The 17796-nt window shown below is 58.2% G+C and carries 18 protein-coding genes and 1 pseudogene; 7 read left to right on the forward strand and 12 right to left on the reverse strand.

Features of this window, described 5'->3' with window-relative positions; translation table 11 throughout:
- Positions 1 to 36 precede the first annotated feature (36 nt).
- From FFS45_RS27130 to FFS45_RS27150, 6 genes are all read right to left on the reverse strand, one after another.
- On the reverse strand, positions 37 to 249 hold the full coding sequence (locus FFS45_RS27130; RefSeq protein WP_137957720.1) for an ogr/Delta-like zinc finger family protein: 213 nt from the start codon (positions 247 to 249) through the stop codon (positions 37 to 39).
- Entirely contained in the window at positions 246 to 500 is a 255-nt protein-coding gene (locus FFS45_RS27135) for an ogr/Delta-like zinc finger family protein (RefSeq protein ID WP_137957767.1), read from the reverse strand. The genes FFS45_RS27130 and FFS45_RS27135 overlap by 4 nt, the downstream gene beginning before the upstream one ends.
- A 23-nt stretch (positions 501 to 523) precedes the next feature.
- On the reverse strand, positions 524 to 2314 hold the full coding sequence (locus FFS45_RS27140; protein ID WP_137957768.1) for a replication endonuclease: 1791 nt from the start codon (positions 2312 to 2314) through the stop codon (positions 524 to 526).
- Positions 2315 to 2412: 98 nt separating this feature from the next.
- On the reverse strand, positions 2413 to 2583 hold the full coding sequence (locus FFS45_RS41890; protein ID WP_171029773.1) for a hypothetical protein: 171 nt from the start codon (positions 2581 to 2583) through the stop codon (positions 2413 to 2415).
- A gap of 170 nt (positions 2584 to 2753) precedes the next feature.
- Entirely contained in the window at positions 2754 to 2969 is a 216-nt protein-coding gene (locus FFS45_RS27145; RefSeq protein WP_137957769.1) for a hypothetical protein, read from the reverse strand.
- Complete coding sequence (locus FFS45_RS27150; RefSeq protein ID WP_137957721.1) at positions 2969 to 3190, reverse strand: hypothetical protein; 222 nt, start codon at positions 3188 to 3190, stop codon at positions 2969 to 2971. The genes FFS45_RS27145 and FFS45_RS27150 overlap by 1 nt, the downstream gene beginning before the upstream one ends.
- A gap of 638 nt (positions 3191 to 3828) precedes the next feature.
- Here FFS45_RS27150 and FFS45_RS27155 point away from each other — a divergent pair.
- The gene (locus tag FFS45_RS27155) at positions 3829 to 4158 is read left to right on the forward strand and encodes a helix-turn-helix domain-containing protein (RefSeq protein ID WP_137957722.1); all 330 of its coding nucleotides are present in this window, start codon (positions 3829 to 3831) and stop codon (positions 4156 to 4158) included.
- A 259-nt stretch (positions 4159 to 4417) separates the two neighbouring features.
- On the opposite strand, the pseudogene FFS45_RS42475 reads toward FFS45_RS27155, so the two are convergent.
- A pseudogene (locus FFS45_RS42475) lies at positions 4418 to 4639 on the reverse strand (hypothetical protein); the annotation flags it as partial.
- A gap of 289 nt (positions 4640 to 4928) precedes the next feature.
- On the opposite strand from FFS45_RS42475, the gene FFS45_RS27165 reads away from it, so the two are divergent.
- Positions 4929 to 5912: a hypothetical protein gene (locus FFS45_RS27165; RefSeq protein WP_137957723.1), complete on the forward strand. Its 984-nt coding sequence runs from the start codon at positions 4929 to 4931 to the stop codon at positions 5910 to 5912.
- A gap of 434 nt (positions 5913 to 6346) precedes the next feature.
- On the opposite strand, the gene FFS45_RS27170 is transcribed toward FFS45_RS27165, so the two are convergent.
- Both FFS45_RS27170 and FFS45_RS27175 read right to left on the reverse strand, forming a co-directional pair.
- Positions 6347 to 8071 (reverse strand): DUF4157 domain-containing protein, encoded by a 1725-nt coding sequence (locus FFS45_RS27170; protein WP_137957724.1) that lies wholly within the window; start codon positions 8069 to 8071, stop codon positions 6347 to 6349.
- A 551-nt stretch (positions 8072 to 8622) separates the two neighbouring features.
- Entirely contained in the window at positions 8623 to 9390 is a 768-nt protein-coding gene (locus FFS45_RS27175; protein ID WP_137957725.1) for a 5-oxoprolinase subunit PxpA, read from the reverse strand.
- 119 nt (positions 9391 to 9509) lie between these two features.
- Here FFS45_RS27175 and FFS45_RS27180 point away from each other — a divergent pair, with 119 nt between their 5' ends.
- Positions 9510 to 10418 carry a LysR family transcriptional regulator gene (locus FFS45_RS27180; RefSeq protein ID WP_171029774.1) on the forward strand — a complete coding sequence of 303 codons (909 nt, stop codon included), beginning with the start codon at positions 9510 to 9512 and terminating at the stop codon, positions 10416 to 10418.
- Positions 10419 to 10707: 289 nt separating this feature from the next.
- Here FFS45_RS27180 and FFS45_RS27185 read toward each other — a convergent pair whose 3' ends face one another.
- A complete protein-coding gene (locus FFS45_RS27185; protein ID WP_137957770.1) occupies positions 10708 to 11937 on the reverse strand; it encodes a diaminopropionate ammonia-lyase in 1230 nt (409 codons plus the stop codon).
- A gap of 170 nt (positions 11938 to 12107) precedes the next feature.
- On the opposite strand from FFS45_RS27185, the gene FFS45_RS27190 reads away from it, so the two are divergent.
- The 4 genes from FFS45_RS27190 (at position 12108) to FFS45_RS27205 (ending at position 15643) form a co-directional block, all read left to right on the forward strand.
- Positions 12108 to 12584 carry an Lrp/AsnC family transcriptional regulator gene (locus FFS45_RS27190; RefSeq protein ID WP_137957727.1) on the forward strand — a complete coding sequence of 159 codons (477 nt, stop codon included), beginning with the start codon at positions 12108 to 12110 and terminating at the stop codon, positions 12582 to 12584.
- A gap of 182 nt (positions 12585 to 12766) precedes the next feature.
- A complete protein-coding gene (locus FFS45_RS27195) occupies positions 12767 to 13672 on the forward strand; it encodes a LysR family transcriptional regulator (protein ID WP_137957771.1) in 906 nt (301 codons plus the stop codon).
- A 148-nt stretch (positions 13673 to 13820) separates the two neighbouring features.
- Positions 13821 to 14486 (forward strand): HAD-IA family hydrolase, encoded by a 666-nt coding sequence (locus FFS45_RS27200; protein ID WP_137957728.1) that lies wholly within the window; start codon positions 13821 to 13823, stop codon positions 14484 to 14486.
- Positions 14487 to 14500: 14 nt separating this feature from the next.
- The gene (locus FFS45_RS27205; protein WP_137957729.1) at positions 14501 to 15643 is read left to right on the forward strand and encodes a DSD1 family PLP-dependent enzyme; all 1143 of its coding nucleotides are present in this window, start codon (positions 14501 to 14503) and stop codon (positions 15641 to 15643) included.
- A 69-nt stretch (positions 15644 to 15712) separates the two neighbouring features.
- Here the strand turns inward: FFS45_RS27205 and lipA are convergent, their stop codons facing one another.
- Positions 15713 to 16681, reverse strand: a complete 969-nt coding sequence (gene lipA, locus FFS45_RS27210) for a lipoyl synthase (RefSeq protein ID WP_137957730.1) — start codon at positions 16679 to 16681, stop codon at positions 15713 to 15715.
- Between the two features lie 2 nt (positions 16682 to 16683).
- Entirely contained in the window at positions 16684 to 17796 is a 1113-nt protein-coding gene (locus tag FFS45_RS27215; protein WP_137957731.1) for an acetoin dehydrogenase dihydrolipoyllysine-residue acetyltransferase subunit, read from the reverse strand.

Raw genomic sequence — 17796 nt, forward strand, 5'->3', positions numbered from 1 at the left:
TGGCATAGTCATCCCGTTTCGCTCCCCCGGAGCTGGTTAAAGGTCAAACTGCAATTCGGTGTTGCTTCGCCTCTGCCGTTTAGGTATCGGCAGTTCGGGCGGGAACATTTCGAGCTTCGTTCGATATGTGTGACCGCACGTCACGTCATCGCACTGAAAGTCTATCTCCCAGTTTGTCGCCGACTTCTTTTCCATCGCTCGCGCAATTCCGCGAGCGCCACAGTGCGGGCAAGCGATCGTGAATCTCACGGCCGGGTCTCCCGATTCAACGTCGTCCGCGCGTTCACCGCGCCGCGCAGCATGGTCGACGGCCGCACTTCGAGCGACACGCCTTCTCGCGGCCGGGACGACGCCGACAACGAAAACAGGATTTCGAACCCCGCCGGCGTGCGATAGCCGCAGTCTTCGCAAACGAAGTACATGCGGCGCAGCGTTGTAGACAGACCTTCGGTATGGCGTGCGTCAATTTCGCCACCGCAGCACGGGCAATCGATTTGCATTTGTGTCACGGGAATTCCTCGCTCTACAGGTTCCATTGGCCCCATTTCACGCCGTTCCCTTCCCCGCTGACGCTGATTTCGTTGCTGTGATCCAGATGCGCAACTGGATCGACCACCCCTGGCCAAACGCTGCGCGTACAGTTATTGACACGAGTCCGAGTGCTCGCGGCTTCGCCGCTGCGCTGAACCTTCCGCCACTCGTAGCGAGTGGCCGGAACAAAAATCTCTGTTTCCTTCGAGTACGCGCACATACCGTCTACGATGTAAGCAGTGCCCGTTGCTGCAACACCGTGCGGCACCTTGACTGGCGCAATGCCGTACCGGCCTTCGCGGTGCTGTGTGGTGCGTTTAACGTAGATCAGGCGTTCTTCGCCCGCGATGCCGCCCATCGCTCGCGCATATTCAGCCCAGTCCGCCTTGTGGGTTTCGGTCTTCTGCGCCGCATGCCACGCCGCCACGATTTCCGGCGATTCCTCGGCCGGCGGCAAGTCTTCGGCCTTCACACGCCGCAGCTCGCGCCACACGCCGACAGGTGCACCGCCGAACTGTTGAAACTGGCGGATACCCCAAAGCGCGGCCCACGCTTCGACACGCTGCGATGGCGTAATTTCGTCTTCGCCCCACATATCCGCCTGGACGATGTAGCCCTCCTGCGTCTTGTGGTCGCCGACCGCGTGGCCGTCGATATTCTTCGCGATGTACTTCGCGATATAGCCAACTGCCGAGCCCTTGGCGCTGTCGATCCGCTGAAACTTCACGCGCCGTTCCTGCGCGCCTGCCTCATTGCCCGAATCGCGCAGACCATGGGCGCGAATCACCGCGCACACGCGATCGATGTTGTTCGAGAAAATCAGACCGTGCCAGTGCGGTGTGGCGTCGTGGTGCGGCTCGGCCACGCGCATCCCGAAATAGGTCACGCCCTCGCGTTTGAGTTGCGCGCGAATCCGTGCCCACACCTTGCGCAGATACACTTGCCCGTCGCGAGCCGATGCGCCGTTGTATTTCTTGTTTGGAATGAACCGGGAGCCGTTACCCAATTGCCGGATTGCGTGAAAGCGGCTTGGGCAGGTGAGCGTGAACATCACGCCCTCGAAATGAGCCGCCACGGCGAGATCTTCACAGCCGCGCAGACGCGTCATCAGTTCACCGCGCTTGAGTGCTTTGTTGGAAATGCTCTTTGCCGCCAGCTCGGCAAGCGTGAAACGGTGGCCGAGTTCGTTTTCGAGCGAGACCGATTCGAGCGTGGCCGCGTTGCGCCGGTTTTGCGCGATACGCCGGCGCACTGCCTCATCGCTCGCATACGGCTCGGCCTTGTAGTGAACGTAATGCAGGCGGATATTTGAATGTTCCAGCGTGCGGATATGCAACCGTCGCAGTTGGCGGCGCCACCACAGTTCACACTTCACGCGCAGCACCTGTTGCGCCGGATCATCAAACGCTGGCATAGGCACGCCATATGCCGCACAGGTGCGCGCAGCGACCACGAGCGCCTGGGCAACGTTGAGACCCAGCGCACGAAGCACAACATCATTAGCGAGCCTGCGCGCCTTCATGCAGATTTCGTAGTCGGAAGCGTCGGGACGCACCGGCATTGAATCTGGCGCGTGTTCGCCGACAAACGCGCTCATGCTGCGCTCGGCCGCGGCCATATCGAACATGTACGGCGCACCCATCTTGCGGGCGCTTTCGCGCCCCGCGACTTCCGCCGTCCGGTATGCCCGTCGATACCATTTGTACGGGAGGCGCTTACGTGCCTTCTGCACAGCCGGCAGCTTCGGCAGCTCGGTCTCCGCCGCGTTCGCGTAGATCCACATCACTCACCCGCCGCAAGTGAGTCGGCCAGGTGAATTCGTACCCACTTGCAGCGCATACGCGAACAGACAGAGCCGTAAATCATTGCGATCCACCTGGCTCAGTCAGGCTTTCCGTTCAGCCAGGCAACACGGCCGGCCGCTTCTTCTGGCGAACCACAATCCGACTCCGGACGCCACTTGCCGGACGGATCGTAGAAACCTACGGTGTAATTCACGCTGGTAAATCCTTCGCTGTCACGGGCGCGCTCGGATTCGATATAGACGTACATTCGTTATCCCCTAGTCGATCAACTACAAACAACCGGCTGCACCGGTACGGCGTAATGGTCCTGCGTCTCTCCATGCACGCCACACCACGCGAGGATGGCAAGTAGCGAGATCAGCCAGATTGCCCACAGGGGCATAGGCCTGTCGAGTTTCGGTTTTTCCATGGAATGCCCTATCGAATGACCCGGCGCCGCCGCGCCATCTTGTTCAGGAGCGGCCGCAGCTCATCCAGCGCACGGGCTGCGGCCAGGTCTCCGCGCGCGGTACGCGCCGGGGCGTACAGGACGAACGGGGGCACCATCACCCCGGCGCCAACGCCAAACGCGGCGAGATCTTCAATCAGTTCGCCGAGTCCCTGCCTCAGCTCGTTGGGTGGGATCGCGGGAATCACACGCGCCCTTTTGTCTCATGCAACGCAGCACTAAGCGCCTCGTCGCGCGTCAGCAGATACGTGCCGCCCAGCTGGATATTTTCTTCGTACCAGTGAATCTGGCGCTTCCCCACCATGAAGTAGCCGCCGCGTGCGTGCTGCTCAAAGTACGGACCACACTCCACGACACCCGGGGCCACTGCTCGCGGCTTCGCCTGTTCGACATCGACATCCGTCATGCGACACCTACGGCGCTCAGGTGCGGGCGCCCTTGTCGGCGCGCATGTATCACATGCCAGCTTGCTGAACGCGCCCGGTAGCGCGCGCGTTGCACTTCGTTGTGTGCATTCAACTCGCGACGAATCGCATCCGACTCGTCGCCTATTACGTTAGTAGTCCGATTCATATTCACTATGAAATCTCCACTGCAATATTGATTGATTCTGGCTATTCGAACGCGGCGTTCGTGTCGGTTGCGTACTCGATCGTTTTCATTCTGTCCATCCAGCACATGTCACGCCGGGCGTCGCAGTCTACTTGTGGACTAAATGAAAATTTAAGTCCATTTGAGAACAAAGAAGATGCGATGGGCTGACGTGCAAATGCCGAAGGTGTAAGCGTTTGTTGCAACGAAACTTGCATTTGACCTCCCCTTGTTCAACCCCTTGAACGATGCATTTAGTGAAAGTCGCCCGGCGGCTGGGTAGCTAATCCAACACCGGCGGGGTTGGGAACCGGTTGCCGGGACGACGGGTGGACTATAGTTCGACACGGTCGAACATGTCAACCGTGATCGAACGTTTGGTTACGTCGAACGTTGCCTCTGGTCGAGCGTTCGGATAGTCTTGACACCGGGTTGAATTAACTGGGGTTGTCAATGAAAACAACGATTGAATGGCTTGACGCTGTTAAGGCTGCTTTGGAATTGCCTTCTGACTATGCTGCCGCTAAGGCGCTGGGCGTCACGCGCTCAACCGTCAGCGCCTATCGCAACGGCAAATCCACCTTCGACGAAGACACCTGCTTTCGGGTCGCGGAGATTCTGGGTGTAAGGGCTTTTGAAGTCGTCGCGGCGACGCACGCTGAGCGCGCCCGCGATGATCGTCACCGCGACTTTTGGATGGACGCTTTGGAAAATTTTTCCAAGGGTTTTCGGTGGCTGGCGCTACCCGCTAACGCTTGTGGGGCTTGGTTCCCGCAGGTGTAACGCCAGCTATTAGTTAGCTAAGCTGTTTATATTATGTCAAATTCGATGCGTAGGCTACGCCGTTCGCTGAACGCAATCAAGACAGCCTGCAGAGCGGCAACGCTTCGACCGGTAACAAGCTAAAAGCTCCAAAATCTCGTGCTTCGAAACGCCTGCCATGAGCAGGCGTTTTTTATGCACCGCCCGCCATCTGGCGATACACCGTACGCCGACGCGCCTCGTTCACCCCACGCCGCGAGTTGCGGATCAACCAATACGGGGTCTGCTGTTGAATCCAGAGCGTGACGGGTTGGTGCATCAATGAAAACAGCGCAGTGTCGTCGCGCAACGATGCAATATCGATGGTCCAGGAATAATCGCGCCCAATTCTGGCCGAGCCTCGCGCCCGCAATGGAATCAATGCATTTTTGCCGAGCGGCGTCTCCGGTCTACGGCACACCCGCTCCAAAACCGCCAGAATCGCAATCCCCCTCCCCGCCAGCCCCTCTCTTGAGTCTCTGCACTCTTAGTTCAGCCAGGAATGGACCCTTGGTCCCTAGGCTCAGGTCGTTGGCAATGGGCAGGCGAATTTGCGGGAGTCCACACCTCGAAACCACGGCGTATTACTTGTCTACCATTCCGTCTAATTGGGGGTAACAGGTCCGCCACACAAACGCCAAATGTCTTGTGGTATCGTGCGCTTGTCTGACAAACCGATCTTTAAAAATGACTTAACAATGTGCGGCGGATCTTTGTGTGCCGCATCGAGAAAAACTCGTTACCCGACACCCATGAAAATCAAGCTCCTTTGGATCGCATCGTTGGCACTCAGTCTACTGTCTGCCTGTGCCGATATGCCGAATGCATCGATTCCCGCTCCGCCTTCTTATGCTTCCACCGAGTGCGGACGCAATTTTACGAGTAGCGGCGATCCGCGTAATGGCGCCACTTTGGCGACATTCGTGAAACTCCAGGATCTGGATGTCCATAGCGCGATTGGGCAGGTTGAAAAAATCGCCATGGATCAAGGAATGCAGGTCGGCGCGGATCAGGTCGACAATACCTTCGGCAAAGTGACGATAATCGTAAAAGACCCAGCTGGAGGGCATGATTATCCGATGATCGCCGGCGCGCAGAAGTCGTCGGGGCGTCTGACGCTTATCGCCCAATTGACCCGTGACCAGATTGTCGATCCCAACGTGATGCGCGACCGCATGTGTAACGTCATTGCGAATGTGAAGATGGACGCAGCGGGTGCGAGCGTCGCCGCGGCCGCGCAAAGCAAGCTCGGAACCGGCCAGATTATAGATATTAAAGCGGTGGATTTGGCAAACGAGGTGGCTGAAGCATTGCGGCAAAAGCAGGACTCCACCGATGTCACGATGAAATATGCTGGCAAGGTATATCGAATTGATGGAAGGGTAATGCGGCCTACTTCGGGAATGGCATTGTATGGCGACGTGCAAATGGCCAGCGCCACCAGATCCTTCAGCATTCCGTATATCACTGAAGTTCATGCCGGCCTGCTGGGAATTGGCCCAATGGTCCAGACCAGGGTTCAGATCATGTGTCACTCCGCGCCCGATCAATATTCGCGCTTTTTGGCCTTGCGCAATGGAGACTACGCGACGTTAATCGCGAAGGTGACTAATTTCAATGGTAAAGGCCGGCCGAAGTCGATGATCGTCGACAATCCGCTGACGACGACAGGGTCCATTCTTACTGACCAGTCGTATGGCGGCATTCTCAACGTGGATTGTTCGTTCGAGAAATAATTTTTAATGCCGTCTCGACTATGCGGGCTACCTCCGGTGGGATTGGGCGGGAGTTCGCATTCGTCCTTCACCGTAAAGCAATTGTGGCCAGACAGGCTGCCAGTCGAACCATGTCGCTCGCAGCCGTGTGGCCACTTCTGGCATCGGCGTCAGTACAAGGCCCAAGTCATTCGCCGGCTCACCGGCCCGTGATTTGGCCGTTTCCTGTCGGTCGCATCGTTACCGCCAGCTCGTTGGCCACGGTGAACCGCTGAAATCCCTCATTAGGAATGTCCGAGGCATAGATGATGCCGATGCACCACACCATCCTGAACGACCGCCGGCACGTGAGCAGCACCATCCATAACCGTAACCGACAACTCGAAGAAAAAACTGGTCTGCTTCTGGCGCAGGCAAAAACTCCAAGTAGCCTTCCGCAAGATTTCTTGCTCGAGCTATTTATTTCCCTCGAAATCGTACCTCTCAGGCTTAAAGCCCTTATATTTCTCGGGAATTTTTAGAGCGTCTTCGTCCTCTGCAGTTAAAATCAATTCGAACTCTTGCCCTGGAAGTACTGGCGTCTCCTGATCTCCCTGCTTGAACCCGGCTTTTATGTAAGAATCTTTTGCGGAATATGCCGAGGTTACTCCTATGGAACTGCCAGGTTTTTCACTTAGTAATATTTTTACCGCAGCCAAAAGAGCGCTGCCGCCACCTTTAATTTCCGGATTCCCAATCAGCCACCGCAAATATAAAGAATCTTCAGTCTCTTCGTTCTCTTCAGTCTCTACAATTAATACACCTACCAGCTCATCCGTCTCTTCATTAACCGCTTTAATCCTCCACTGCCCTTCCTTGACGAATGGCTCATGTTCTTCGTCGGCGACATCGGTCGCCACATTAACACCTTCATCGTACTGATCCCAGTTTCTCCCTGACGGCTTCCCACCCCCTCCTTCGCTTTTGCGTTTCATGTCCAATGCATCTATATCGAGTACGCCCTTGCTCTTTGTTCTACGGAGTTCACCTTGATGCCTCCATTTTTCTGCGATTTCCCTCAATTTTTCTGGTATTTCTTCGCCTTCCCAATCCTTGATGTTAGCCAAGGAGATTTTATTCAGACCGCCCGGTTGCTGCCCACTCGATTCCGACAATATCTTAATAGTCTCCTTCCTGACATACATGGCAGCATCACCTGAAAAATCACGCTCCTTCCCGTTTAATGGAATTATTTTCAAAACGCGCAACCATTGATATACTTTATTTCCCTCTTTATCTTCCGCTCTTTTTTCGCGATTCTCCTGATTCGATCCGCGCCTTGAAATAACGACCGGTGCATCATCAATCACCAGCATGTCGCCCTTCTTCAGCTGACCGCCGTCAATTGGTTCAACTTCATTTGCCAGCGCGTCATCGGTCCCAAACAATGATGCGTCCTGCAGTTTGACGATATGCGTGATGCCCCATTCGACTCTCGCCTCCTGTTGCACTCTTTGAACAGGCAATGCGTCAGCAGTTGTATTCGACGCCGGCCTCAGGGGGAAATCCGGCGCTTTGTCCATCCTTTGCAAGGCCATTGCCCCCATCAAATCCGCTTCCCTCTCCAGGCCAGCATCATCATTCACCGTCGCACCCTGCATCTGCAACGTAGGCTTAACCCGTCCCTGGGCCTGCTGAACTACATGCCATGCCTCATGCGGCACATGCCGCTCCTGTCCCGGCGCCACATGAATCTCGCTGCCCTGCGCGTAGGCATGCGCCTGCAGCGAGGCCGGCTTTTGCGAGTTGTAGTGCACCTTCACGTGATCCATGCTCATGCCCGAGAGCGACTCTATCCCTGACTTCAACTGATTGGGCAGGCCGGTATTGTTGGGTTTTTCTTTGCGCTGCGCGGGCGATAACTCAGCGGGCATTGCGCCGCCTCCTTGCAGTTGAGCTGCCCCGCCAAAGCGCGCATTCATTGTGTGGCGCTGCGCCGCCATCCGCGGACTGTTCTGAATGGCGTCGCTTAGCGCCCGTTGCTGCAACACGGGCGGGCTGTTATTCATCATCTCGGCCAGTTCGCGTTGCGCCACCGCCGCTGGCCGGTTGTCCACCAACCTCGGCTCCTGCGTTGCTGTCCCGGCAGTTTTCGTCTGGACGGCATCACAGTCATTTCGTAATTGCAGTGATGCACGCATGGGGTGGCCTTTGTCGATGAGTGACGTTATCGATATGACTGCGTGATCATAACCTCATTTATCTTGACTCGATCAAACCGGCTTCTTTCGCTATCGAGTACAGGACAAGCGACAAGTCCTCTTCGTGAAGTTTCCCTTGTCCCCACAACCAGCTAGTCGCCTAGAGACAATCGCTGCGCGGACGTCTACGGCCATGCGCTTGTGGCTTACCAATGTTGAAGCAACGCGACAGGCGCGTCACGACCCTCAAGTGCCGCTGCTGTTGCACACGTGAACGACCATAGTTCACCTTGGATCAGTCGTTCGCGCGATGACAAGATGTTGTGCCTGTAGCCATCCGGTGACGATTTTTCGCAAGCTTTCGTGTGTGAGCGCGAGCCGCACGCGGGTTATCTTGTAGACGGTGTGCGACCGCCGGCGCGGAAAAGTTGACGCGTTCGGCGATGCGTCGCCAAATTGTTCTTCTGCACCAACTCAAGAATATGACGGTCGAGATCGTCAAGCATGCAATTCATGCGACGGTTCCCAATACTATTTTCCTCAGCGCGCCTTCATGCCAATAGTTCGGGCAGTGTGACAACGCTTATGCCTGCACGACGCAGCGCCTCGTGTAGTTCGATTACGACCGCGACAGCGGTCGGCTCATCGCCGTGAACGCAGAACGTATCAATTCGAGCCGGAATCTTCTTACCCGACTCAGAGATGATCGCTTCTTCCTCGATGATGCGGATGACGTGTTCCGCCGCCTTCAGCGGATCTTTGATAACCGCGTTGGGCCGGTCACGCGACAGCATCTTACCGTTGTCATCGTAGACACGGTCCACATACGACTCCATGGCGACCCTGAGGTCCACCTGATAAGCCGCCCGGACCATTTGAGAACCCGCATTCGCCACATAAATCAAATCCGGGTCGGCCGCCTTGATGCCACGCCCGATAGCCAGCGCGTATTCAATGTCGTCGTGCGCCATATTGTTCAACGCGCCATGGGGTTTGACGTGCGTCACTGCGCCACCGTTCGAACGTGCGATTGCTTGAAGTGCTCCGATCTGATAGGTGACCAGGTACTCGAGGTCGCGAGCGCTCATGAATATCTGACGACGCCCGAAACCCCACAAATCATTGAAACCTGGATGTGCGCCCAGCGACACGCCTGATCCCAACGCGAGCTTTACGGTCTCGACCATGATCGACGGATCGCCCGCGTGCATTCCGCACGCAATATTCGCCGATCCTATGAGCGGCATCAAAGCCGCATCATGCCCGACACGATATTTCCCGAATCCTTCTCCGATATCCGCGTTTAGATTGATTTGCATACGTCCCTCCCCCTTTGTCATCCTTGGCGCAACATTGCGTCGGTTCCAAATATAGGTTGATGATTCTCTTGCGTCCAATGCAAAATATGCCGCATTCCATATGCACTGGGAGCATAAGCATGATTGACTTGCGGGCGTTAAGTCTTTTCGTGGGCGTGGCGGAGCGCCTGAACTTATCGCAGGCTGCCAAGGCATTTCACATCAGCCAGTCGGCGCTCTCCCGGCAGATACAAACGTTAGAGCGCGGGTTGGATATCACGCTGTTCGATCGCGCTGGAAAACGTCTCCTTCTGACGGCAGAAGGCGAAGATCTGCTACCGCGGGCACAAGCGCTTCTCGATCAGGCATACGCTTTGTCGGAACGAGTGGATGCGGTGGCACGAGGCCGTCTGGGTTTGCTGCGAATCGGGGCAACGCCTCAAACGATCGAAGCGCTTCTGGCGCACGCGCTCATTGACTTCAAACAGACGTGGACAGAGATTGAAACCGTCCTGGTCGAAGGTTCTAATGATTTTTTGCTTTCGCAGGTCGAAATCGGCACTGTCCATGTTGCCGTCGCAGCATTGCCAGACCATCACGACCTGGAAGGCATCAACCTGTTCACCGCACGGGTTTGCGCGGTCATGGCGCGCTCGCACCCCTTGGCAAAAAAATCCCGCATCGAAGTGAGCACGCTTCGAGAGCAGCCGTTACTGCTGCTGCAGGAAGGTTTTATGACCCGCAGTCTTTTCGACAGCGCCAGCGCGAAAGCCGGCTTACGTGGGCACGGCATCCTGGAAAGCAGCAGCATGCATACGCTTTGCGCTCTGGCTCAGGCGGGCCATGGAATCGCTATTGTGTCGTCGACATCAACGCCGCCGCCTGAATGTGTCGGCATTCCATTGACTGTGAGTGGACGATACCTTCAGCAAACCGTGTCCGCAGTCTGGAATCCGCGCAGGTATAAATCAGGAGTCGTCGATGCGTTTATCACCGCGCTCGCACAGCATATCGGCACTTCCCCTCACGCTCGTGTATTCCGCGTCTGATCACCTTGCGCCAGCCGCATATATGAGTTGTCCGCGAATATACCTGGAGCTTTGCCAGGCACTTCAGGAAACGCGAGCATGGATGAGATTTGCGTCGATGACCGCTGTATGTCGATCCCCGGACTTTCGTAGAAATGTTGGAACGTCTCTTCTTCCTTGAAGCCGGTTTCCGGGTGTCGATGAAGGTGTTGACGCCGGCATGTCAACTGCGCGTAAAAATCATGTTCCGTCAGCGGTTGTTTCCAGGGCCTCCCTGTTAGAGCCCGATGAACTGTGCCTTGTTGCCGCTTTATTGAACGGAGCTTTCCCGCCACGCCTTCTGACGTGCCAGGACGGCCTGTGCAGGCTCGCCTACAAGCTCGCGATAAACCGCAGGCGCTGTCGCCCCTTCGGTGCTGACGAGCAGCACCCGGGAGTGGCTATCCAGACCCACTGCCTGCGCAAGATGCGGATCCTTTGCCAGCACGATAAGCCCCGCCAGACCCGCGGCCCCGGACTCACCCGAAACCACCGGCACGTCCTGCTCATTGCCGGCCGCAAGCACGCGCATTGCCTCAACGGCATCGTTATCGCTGATCGTCAGAAAATCGTCGATGCAAGGCTGCAGAATCCTCCATGCGAGCGGCGACGCCTCACCGCAGGCAAGGCCCGCCATGACCGAATCAACCGACCCGGTCGCGCGGGCAGCGTGGCCGAGCTGGGCGCTCCGGTACAGACAATCGGCCTGCTGCGGTTCAACCACGATGAAGCGGGGGCGATGCTCACTGTGGAACTCCCACAGATAGCTGGCGACCCCCGCTGCGAGGCCACCCACGCCACCCTGCAGGAAGACATGGGTAAAAGCGGGCTTGTCCGTCTCGCTGCAGGTTTGCTCGATGATTTCGGCCGCGATGGCGCCATAGCCTTGCATCACATCGCGGGGAATATCCTCGTAGCCTTCATACGAGGTGTCCGAAACGACGTGCCAGCCATTGTTGTCGGCGAGTCGAGCTGCTTCCTCAACTGACTCGTCGTAATTACCCTTGATACGCACAATTTCCGCGCCGTAGGCAGCGATTGCCTGTTCCCGCTCGACGCTGACATGTGCATGCAGCAAGATCACGCAACGGCAGCCGACAGTTTGTGCGGCGGCGGCGAGCGCCTTGCCATGGTTGCCGTCAGTCGCGCTGATCACAGTGAAATGCTTGAGCAGGTCGCGATACTGGCCGGTGATCAGCGCTTGCGCGTCCAGCCTGTGCTCTGGCCAGAGTCTAAGAATCAGCCGCACCAAGGCGATCGGAGCGCCCAACGCCTTGAAGCTTCCGAGAGGGGAACGAACTGATTCGTCCTTGATGCTGATCTGCCCAACATGGAGACTGGCCGCCAAACCCGGCAGATTCCACAGCGGCGTGGCGCCGGTATTGATCTGTTGCCAGTGCGAGAGCCACTCACGACTCTGCGCAGCAGCCTCGATGCTCAGAATCTGCCTGAGTTCTGGGAAATAGAACGTACGTGAGGCACGTGCATTAGCGGTCAGCATGGCGGTAACTCCGGAATTTGGGGTAAAGCAAGGGCAGGCGCGACCTCGAACTTGCCGGACCACGTAAAGACAGAATATTATTTCTTTAGGCATGATGCTTCAGTGCAATTTTCGGCACTGAAATGCAAAAACATTCCATCTGATCGCGCTATTTCCGGATGACATTCACCATGACGGCAGCCCTCGACGCGTATGACTACAAGTTGCTCGCAGAGGTACAGAGCGATGCACGAATTCCGCAGAATGAGTTGGGCGCACGCGTGAACCTGTCCACTGCAGCGGTGAACCGGCGGCTCAAACGGATGGCTGATGAGGGCGTCATTGAGAAATACACAGCAGTCGTCGCTCCCGAGAAGGTCGGATATTTGTTGACCATCGTGGCCAACGTGGAAGCGGAGAGCGAACAGATCGACCTGCTCGATGCCATGCGGCGGTCCTTTGAACTGTGCCCGCAGGTACAGCAGTGCTATTACGTCGCAGGAGAATGGGACTTCGTACTTGTGCTTACCGTGCGTCATATGGAGCAATACAACGAACTCGCGCGACAGTTGTTCTTCGCGAATAACAATGTAAAACGATTCAAAACCCTGGTAGCCATGAGCCGGGTCAAGGTGGGCTTGAATGTGCCGGTTGACGTGGCGCCCTGACGGCGAGCCGGGTACCGGCCCTGCCACCGCCCTGGATAAAGCATGTGCAGTCTCGATAGGTAGGATTGGGGCCGTGGCTGCTGTCGGCACGCTACATTGAACGCTGATCGCTCTCTAAGCGGATTCGATCGATCCGGCCGAACACGTTGATTTCCCTGGCTCATGAACTTCGCGGCACTGAAATGACTGATTCTGCTGATATCCGTTTCCTCCTGACGATCCAGCAAAGCGGCAGCCTGATTGCTGCCGCACGCAAGCTCGGCCTCACGCCCTCTGCGGTATCTCAACGGCTGCTGCAACTCGAAAAGAAACTCGGCACCAGGCTGGCCGACAGAACCGCACGCAAGCTGATCTTCACAGACGAGGGCATGTTGCTGTGCCTGCGTGGATCGGAACTGATCCAGCAATTCGACACACTGCTGGAAGAGCTACGAATTCACCATGGAGGATTGGTCGGCACATTGAAGGTCAACGCGCCGCTCGGTTTCGGCCGTCGGTATATCGCCCCAGTCATCGCAGATTTTCAGCGAGAGAATCCGGACGTCGATGTGGCGTTGACGCTTTCCGACCAGCCCTTGACCGAGGCGGCCGACCGTTTCGATGTCGTGGTGCATATCGGTGAATTGCGGGCATCGAATCTCGTCGGCCATGCCATTGCACCCAACGCGAGATTTGTCTGCGCCTCCCCTGCCTTCGTCAAACGTTTTGGTAATCCGAAGACACCCGACGATCTCGCGCGATTGCCGTGCATCGTCCTTCGTGAAAACAATGAAGACGTATCGTTGTGGCATTTTCGCAAGGGAAAAATCAGTCGCAGCATCAGGGTGGCGTCGAAACTCAGTTGTAACGACGGTGATGTGATTCGCCACTGGGCTTGCGAGGGACGGGGCATCATCCTGCGTTCGGAATGGGACGTCGCGGACGACATCCGGCGCGGAACGCTGGTGAGTCTGCTACCCGCATGGAAGGCGCCGGACGCCAACGTCATTGCGCTGACCCACAACCGATCGGGCTTGCCCAGAAGAACCCGGGATTTCATGCAGTACCTGCAAGCGCGCTTCAGGCCGCTCCCGCCGTGGCGGGTTTAGCCGCTCCCACCACGCAACACTCGTGTCTGCACGAGACCCCGACGTTTAATTTTTCTAAATTATTGAGTTAATTCCTCTTAATTCGCAAAGGGACCTCGGAGCCTATACTCGAATCCAACTCAGGAATACGACTACCGAGGCAGATGACATGGAAGACTCCTCGCTCCATCCCCGCTATCCGAAGGCCGTTCTGTTTGACCTGCTGACCGCATTGCTGGATTCCTGGTCACTCTGGAATCGTTCGGCTGGAACCGAAGAGGCCGGCAAAGCCTGGCGTGCCGAGTATTTGTGCCTGACGTATGGTTGCGGTCAATACGTCGAATACGAAACGCTGGTGAGACAGGCCGCACAACATGTCGGTCTTCCTGAATCCGCGCCACAAGTACTTGAGGAACACTGGCTTGAGCTCACCCCATGGAGTGGGGCCGTGGCTGCGTTGCAGCAACTGCGGCCGTACTGCAAGCTTGCCGTCGTTACGAACTGCTCCAATCGACTCGGTCGACAAGCCGCATCGATTCTGCCCGTTCAATGGGATGTGGTGGTGACGGCAGAAGAAGCCGGGAGCTACAAACCCGATCCCCGTCCCTATCAGCTTGCGCTCGACAAACTCAACGTTGCGCCACACGAAGCGGCGTTCGTCGCCGGCTCCAGTTACGACATGTTCGGTACCGCCTGCGTCGGATTGCGGACGTACTGGCACAACCGCATTGGTTTGCCGCTCGTCTCCGGCGCGCAGCGGCCAGAAATCGAATCCCCGAAACTGGATTCACTCATCGCGTGGGCAAGCCACTTTCAACCGGCCACTCAATCGTGACACCCGAGAACACCATGACGCTCGATTCATTGGATACACCTGCGGCCATCATCGACGTTCGCCGCATGGAAAGGAACATCGCATTGATGCAGCAACGCATGAACGCCCTGGGCGTGAAATTCCGGCCGCATGTGAAGACAACGAAATGCCTCAATGTCGTAGAGGCACAGCTATCGGCCGGAGCACAAGGCATTACCGTTTCTACCCTGAGAGAAGCGGAAACTTTTTTCGCGGCGGGCATCAGGGACATTCTCTACGCGGTCGGCATGATTCCCTCGAAACTCCCCCGGGCTATGGCGCTCAGGAAACAGGGATGCGATCTGAAGATCATCGTCGACAACGCCGGCGCCGCCGAGTCTATCGTCGAGTTCTGCCAAACGGCGGATGAATCGCTCGAGGTGTGGATCGAAGTCGATATCGACGGACATCGCTCGGGCGTCACGCCCGAAGACGATGCGCTGCTGGAAATCGGCCGCATTCTGCAGGCGGGCGGCGTCAAGGTGGGCGGGGTCCTCGCGCATGCCGGCTCGAGCTACGAACTGCATACGCAGGAAGCCTTAGCGGCGCTCGCCGAGCAGGAACGTGCCGGCTGCGTGCGCGCTGCGCAACGGCTGCGCGCCGCCGGCATTTCGTGCGAGAACGTCAGTGTCGGCTCGACGCCGACTGCGCTGGCCGCAAAACGTCTCGATGGCGTCACCGAAGTCCGCGCGGGTGTCTACGCGTTATTCGATCTCGTGATGCACAACGTTGGCGTGTGCCGGATCGACGACATCGCGCTCAGCGTGCTCACCACCGTTATCGGCCATCAGCAGGACAAGGGCTGGGTCATCGTGGACGCGGGCTGGATGGCCATGAGTCGCGATCGCGGCACGTCGAAACAAGCGCGCGACTACGGCTACGGACTGCCCTGCACACTGGACGGCACCCCGCTCGACGGCTACGTGCTGGTTGGCGCCAATCAGGAACATGGCATTCTGGCCCGGACCGATGCCGGCCATACGCCCGACGATGGTGACCTGAAAGCTCGCTTTCCGGTTGGCACGCGACTGCGCATTCTGCCGAATCACGCTTGCGCGACAGGCACGCAGTTCCCCGAATATCACGCGCTGGAGCCGAGCGGCGAACTTTGCGTATGGAGCCGCTTTCATGGCTGGTGAAAATATTATGCGGTGAATCATCAGTTACGGCGTGTGCTCAAGGAGTGGTCCGGCGATCGAGGCGCACACTCATTGCATTCCCGCAACCGCGTCCGCATGATACGACGAACGCACGAGCGGCCCCGCCACCACTTCTCTGAACCCCATCTTCAGGCCTTCATCGCGCAGCATGTCGAAAGTCCCGGGCGGCACGTATCGCCGCACTGGCATGTGATACCGCGACGGCGCGAGATACTGCCCGATCGTCAACACGTCGACCTCGTGTGCGCGCACATCCCGCATCGTCGCGAGCAGTTCCTCGTCGGTTTCGCCGAGGCCGACCATCAGCCCGGACTTCGTCAGCGCCGCCGCGTTCTGCCGCTTCGCGCGCGCAAGCAACTCGAGCGAACCGCCATAGTCCGCACCGGCCCGCGCCGCCCGATACAGCGACGGCACCGTCTCGATGTTGTGATTGAACACGTCGGGCCATGCAACGGACAACGTCTCGAGCGCCCGGTCGATTCGTCCGCGGAAATCCGGTGTCAGCACTTCGACGCGAATGCCCGGCACGCGCTCGCGCACGAGCGCAATACAGCGTGCGAAATGCGCGGCGCCGCCGTCACGCAGATCGTCGCGGTCAACCGACGTGATGACGACGTATCGCAACCCAAGCGCCGCGACGGCGTCGGCAAGCCGCGCCGGCTCCCCGTCGTCGAGCGCATCGGGCCGTCCGTGTGCGACATCGCAGAACGCGCAGCGCCGCGTGCAGATCCCTCCCATGATCATGAACGTTGCGCTGCGCCGCGCGAAACACTCGCCGATGTTCGGACACATCGCCTCCTCGCATACCGAATGCAGTTTGTGCTCGCGCAGAATCGCCGCCATGCCCGCAACGGTCTCGCTCATCATCGGCGGCGCATGCAGCCAGGGTGGCTTGGGCAACCCATTCGAGCCATCCGCCGGCACGATCTTCACGGGAATGCGGGCAAGCTTGTCGCGGTTGCGCTTGCCGTGCTGGCCAAGCGCCGTGACGCTGCTGGCATGAAGGGCGTCGTCCATCGCTATTGGCCGAAGAACTCGTTCAGGAGGCGATTCACTTCCGATGCGGCCTCCATCTGCACCATATGCCCCTTGCCATCAATCACATGCACGCGCACGTCGCCCGGCAGCCCCAGCGCCTGCGTGGCGGGAATGATCTGGTCCTGTGCCCCCCAGATCACCAGGGTGCGCGGCGCGAGCGTGCCAAGCCGGTCCCGATAGACGCGCCGCTGCACCCCGCCTTCGAACGCGGACGCGGCGATCTTCCGCAACGCCTCGTGCACGCCTTCGAGCCGCTTGTACTTGACGATATCTTCGATCAATTGCCGTGTGACGAGCGACCCGTCGGCGAACAGCTTCAGCAAATGCGGCTTCAGCGAGTTACGGGTGCTGCCCGCAACGAAGCCATCGATGTACTCGAGATTGATCTCTTCTCCAAGACCGGCGCCCGCGATCAACGCAAGCGATGCGACCCGCCCGGGCGCTTTCGCCGCGACCGTCATCGACACCGCGCTGCCCATCGAATGCCCGACGAGATGGGCACACTCGATGCCTCGGTCATCGAGAAACGCGATCACGTTGTCGGCCAGTTCGTCGAGGCTTCCCGTTTCGACCGCCTTGCCCGACTCGCCGTGCCCCGGCAGATCGAGCGCCCACACAGCGCGATGCGCGGCGAGATCCGCATGATTGAAGAGCCAGTTGTTCAGATCGCCGCCGAAGCCGTGGATTAGCACCGCCGGCGTGCCCCCGTCGCCGATCTTCAGATAACGCACGGTACGGCCGCCGATCCGCGCCTTTTCCGGCTGCGGCCCCGCATCCGCAGTGTCGGCCGTGACCGGCACGAAGTCGCGCTGGAACGCTTCAACCGCCGCGTCGATCTGAGCGTCGGAGTCGGCTTCGTCGGCCACCACGCCGAGCAGCGCGCCGATCGGCAACGTGTCGCCCTCCTGGGCGATCTGCCTGCGCAGCGTGCCGTCGAACGCGCACTCGACGCCCGACGAAATCTTGTCGGTCTCGACGTCGAGCACCTCGTCACCCTTCGCGACCTTCTCGCCTAGCGTCTTCAGCCAGCCGTTAACCTGCCCCTGCTCCATCGACAGGCCCCACTTGGGCATTGTGATCATGTGAATCGACAT

This window comes from Burkholderia sp. 4M9327F10 (assembly GCF_005503145.1).
Classification (GTDB): domain Bacteria; phylum Pseudomonadota; class Gammaproteobacteria; order Burkholderiales; family Burkholderiaceae; genus Paraburkholderia.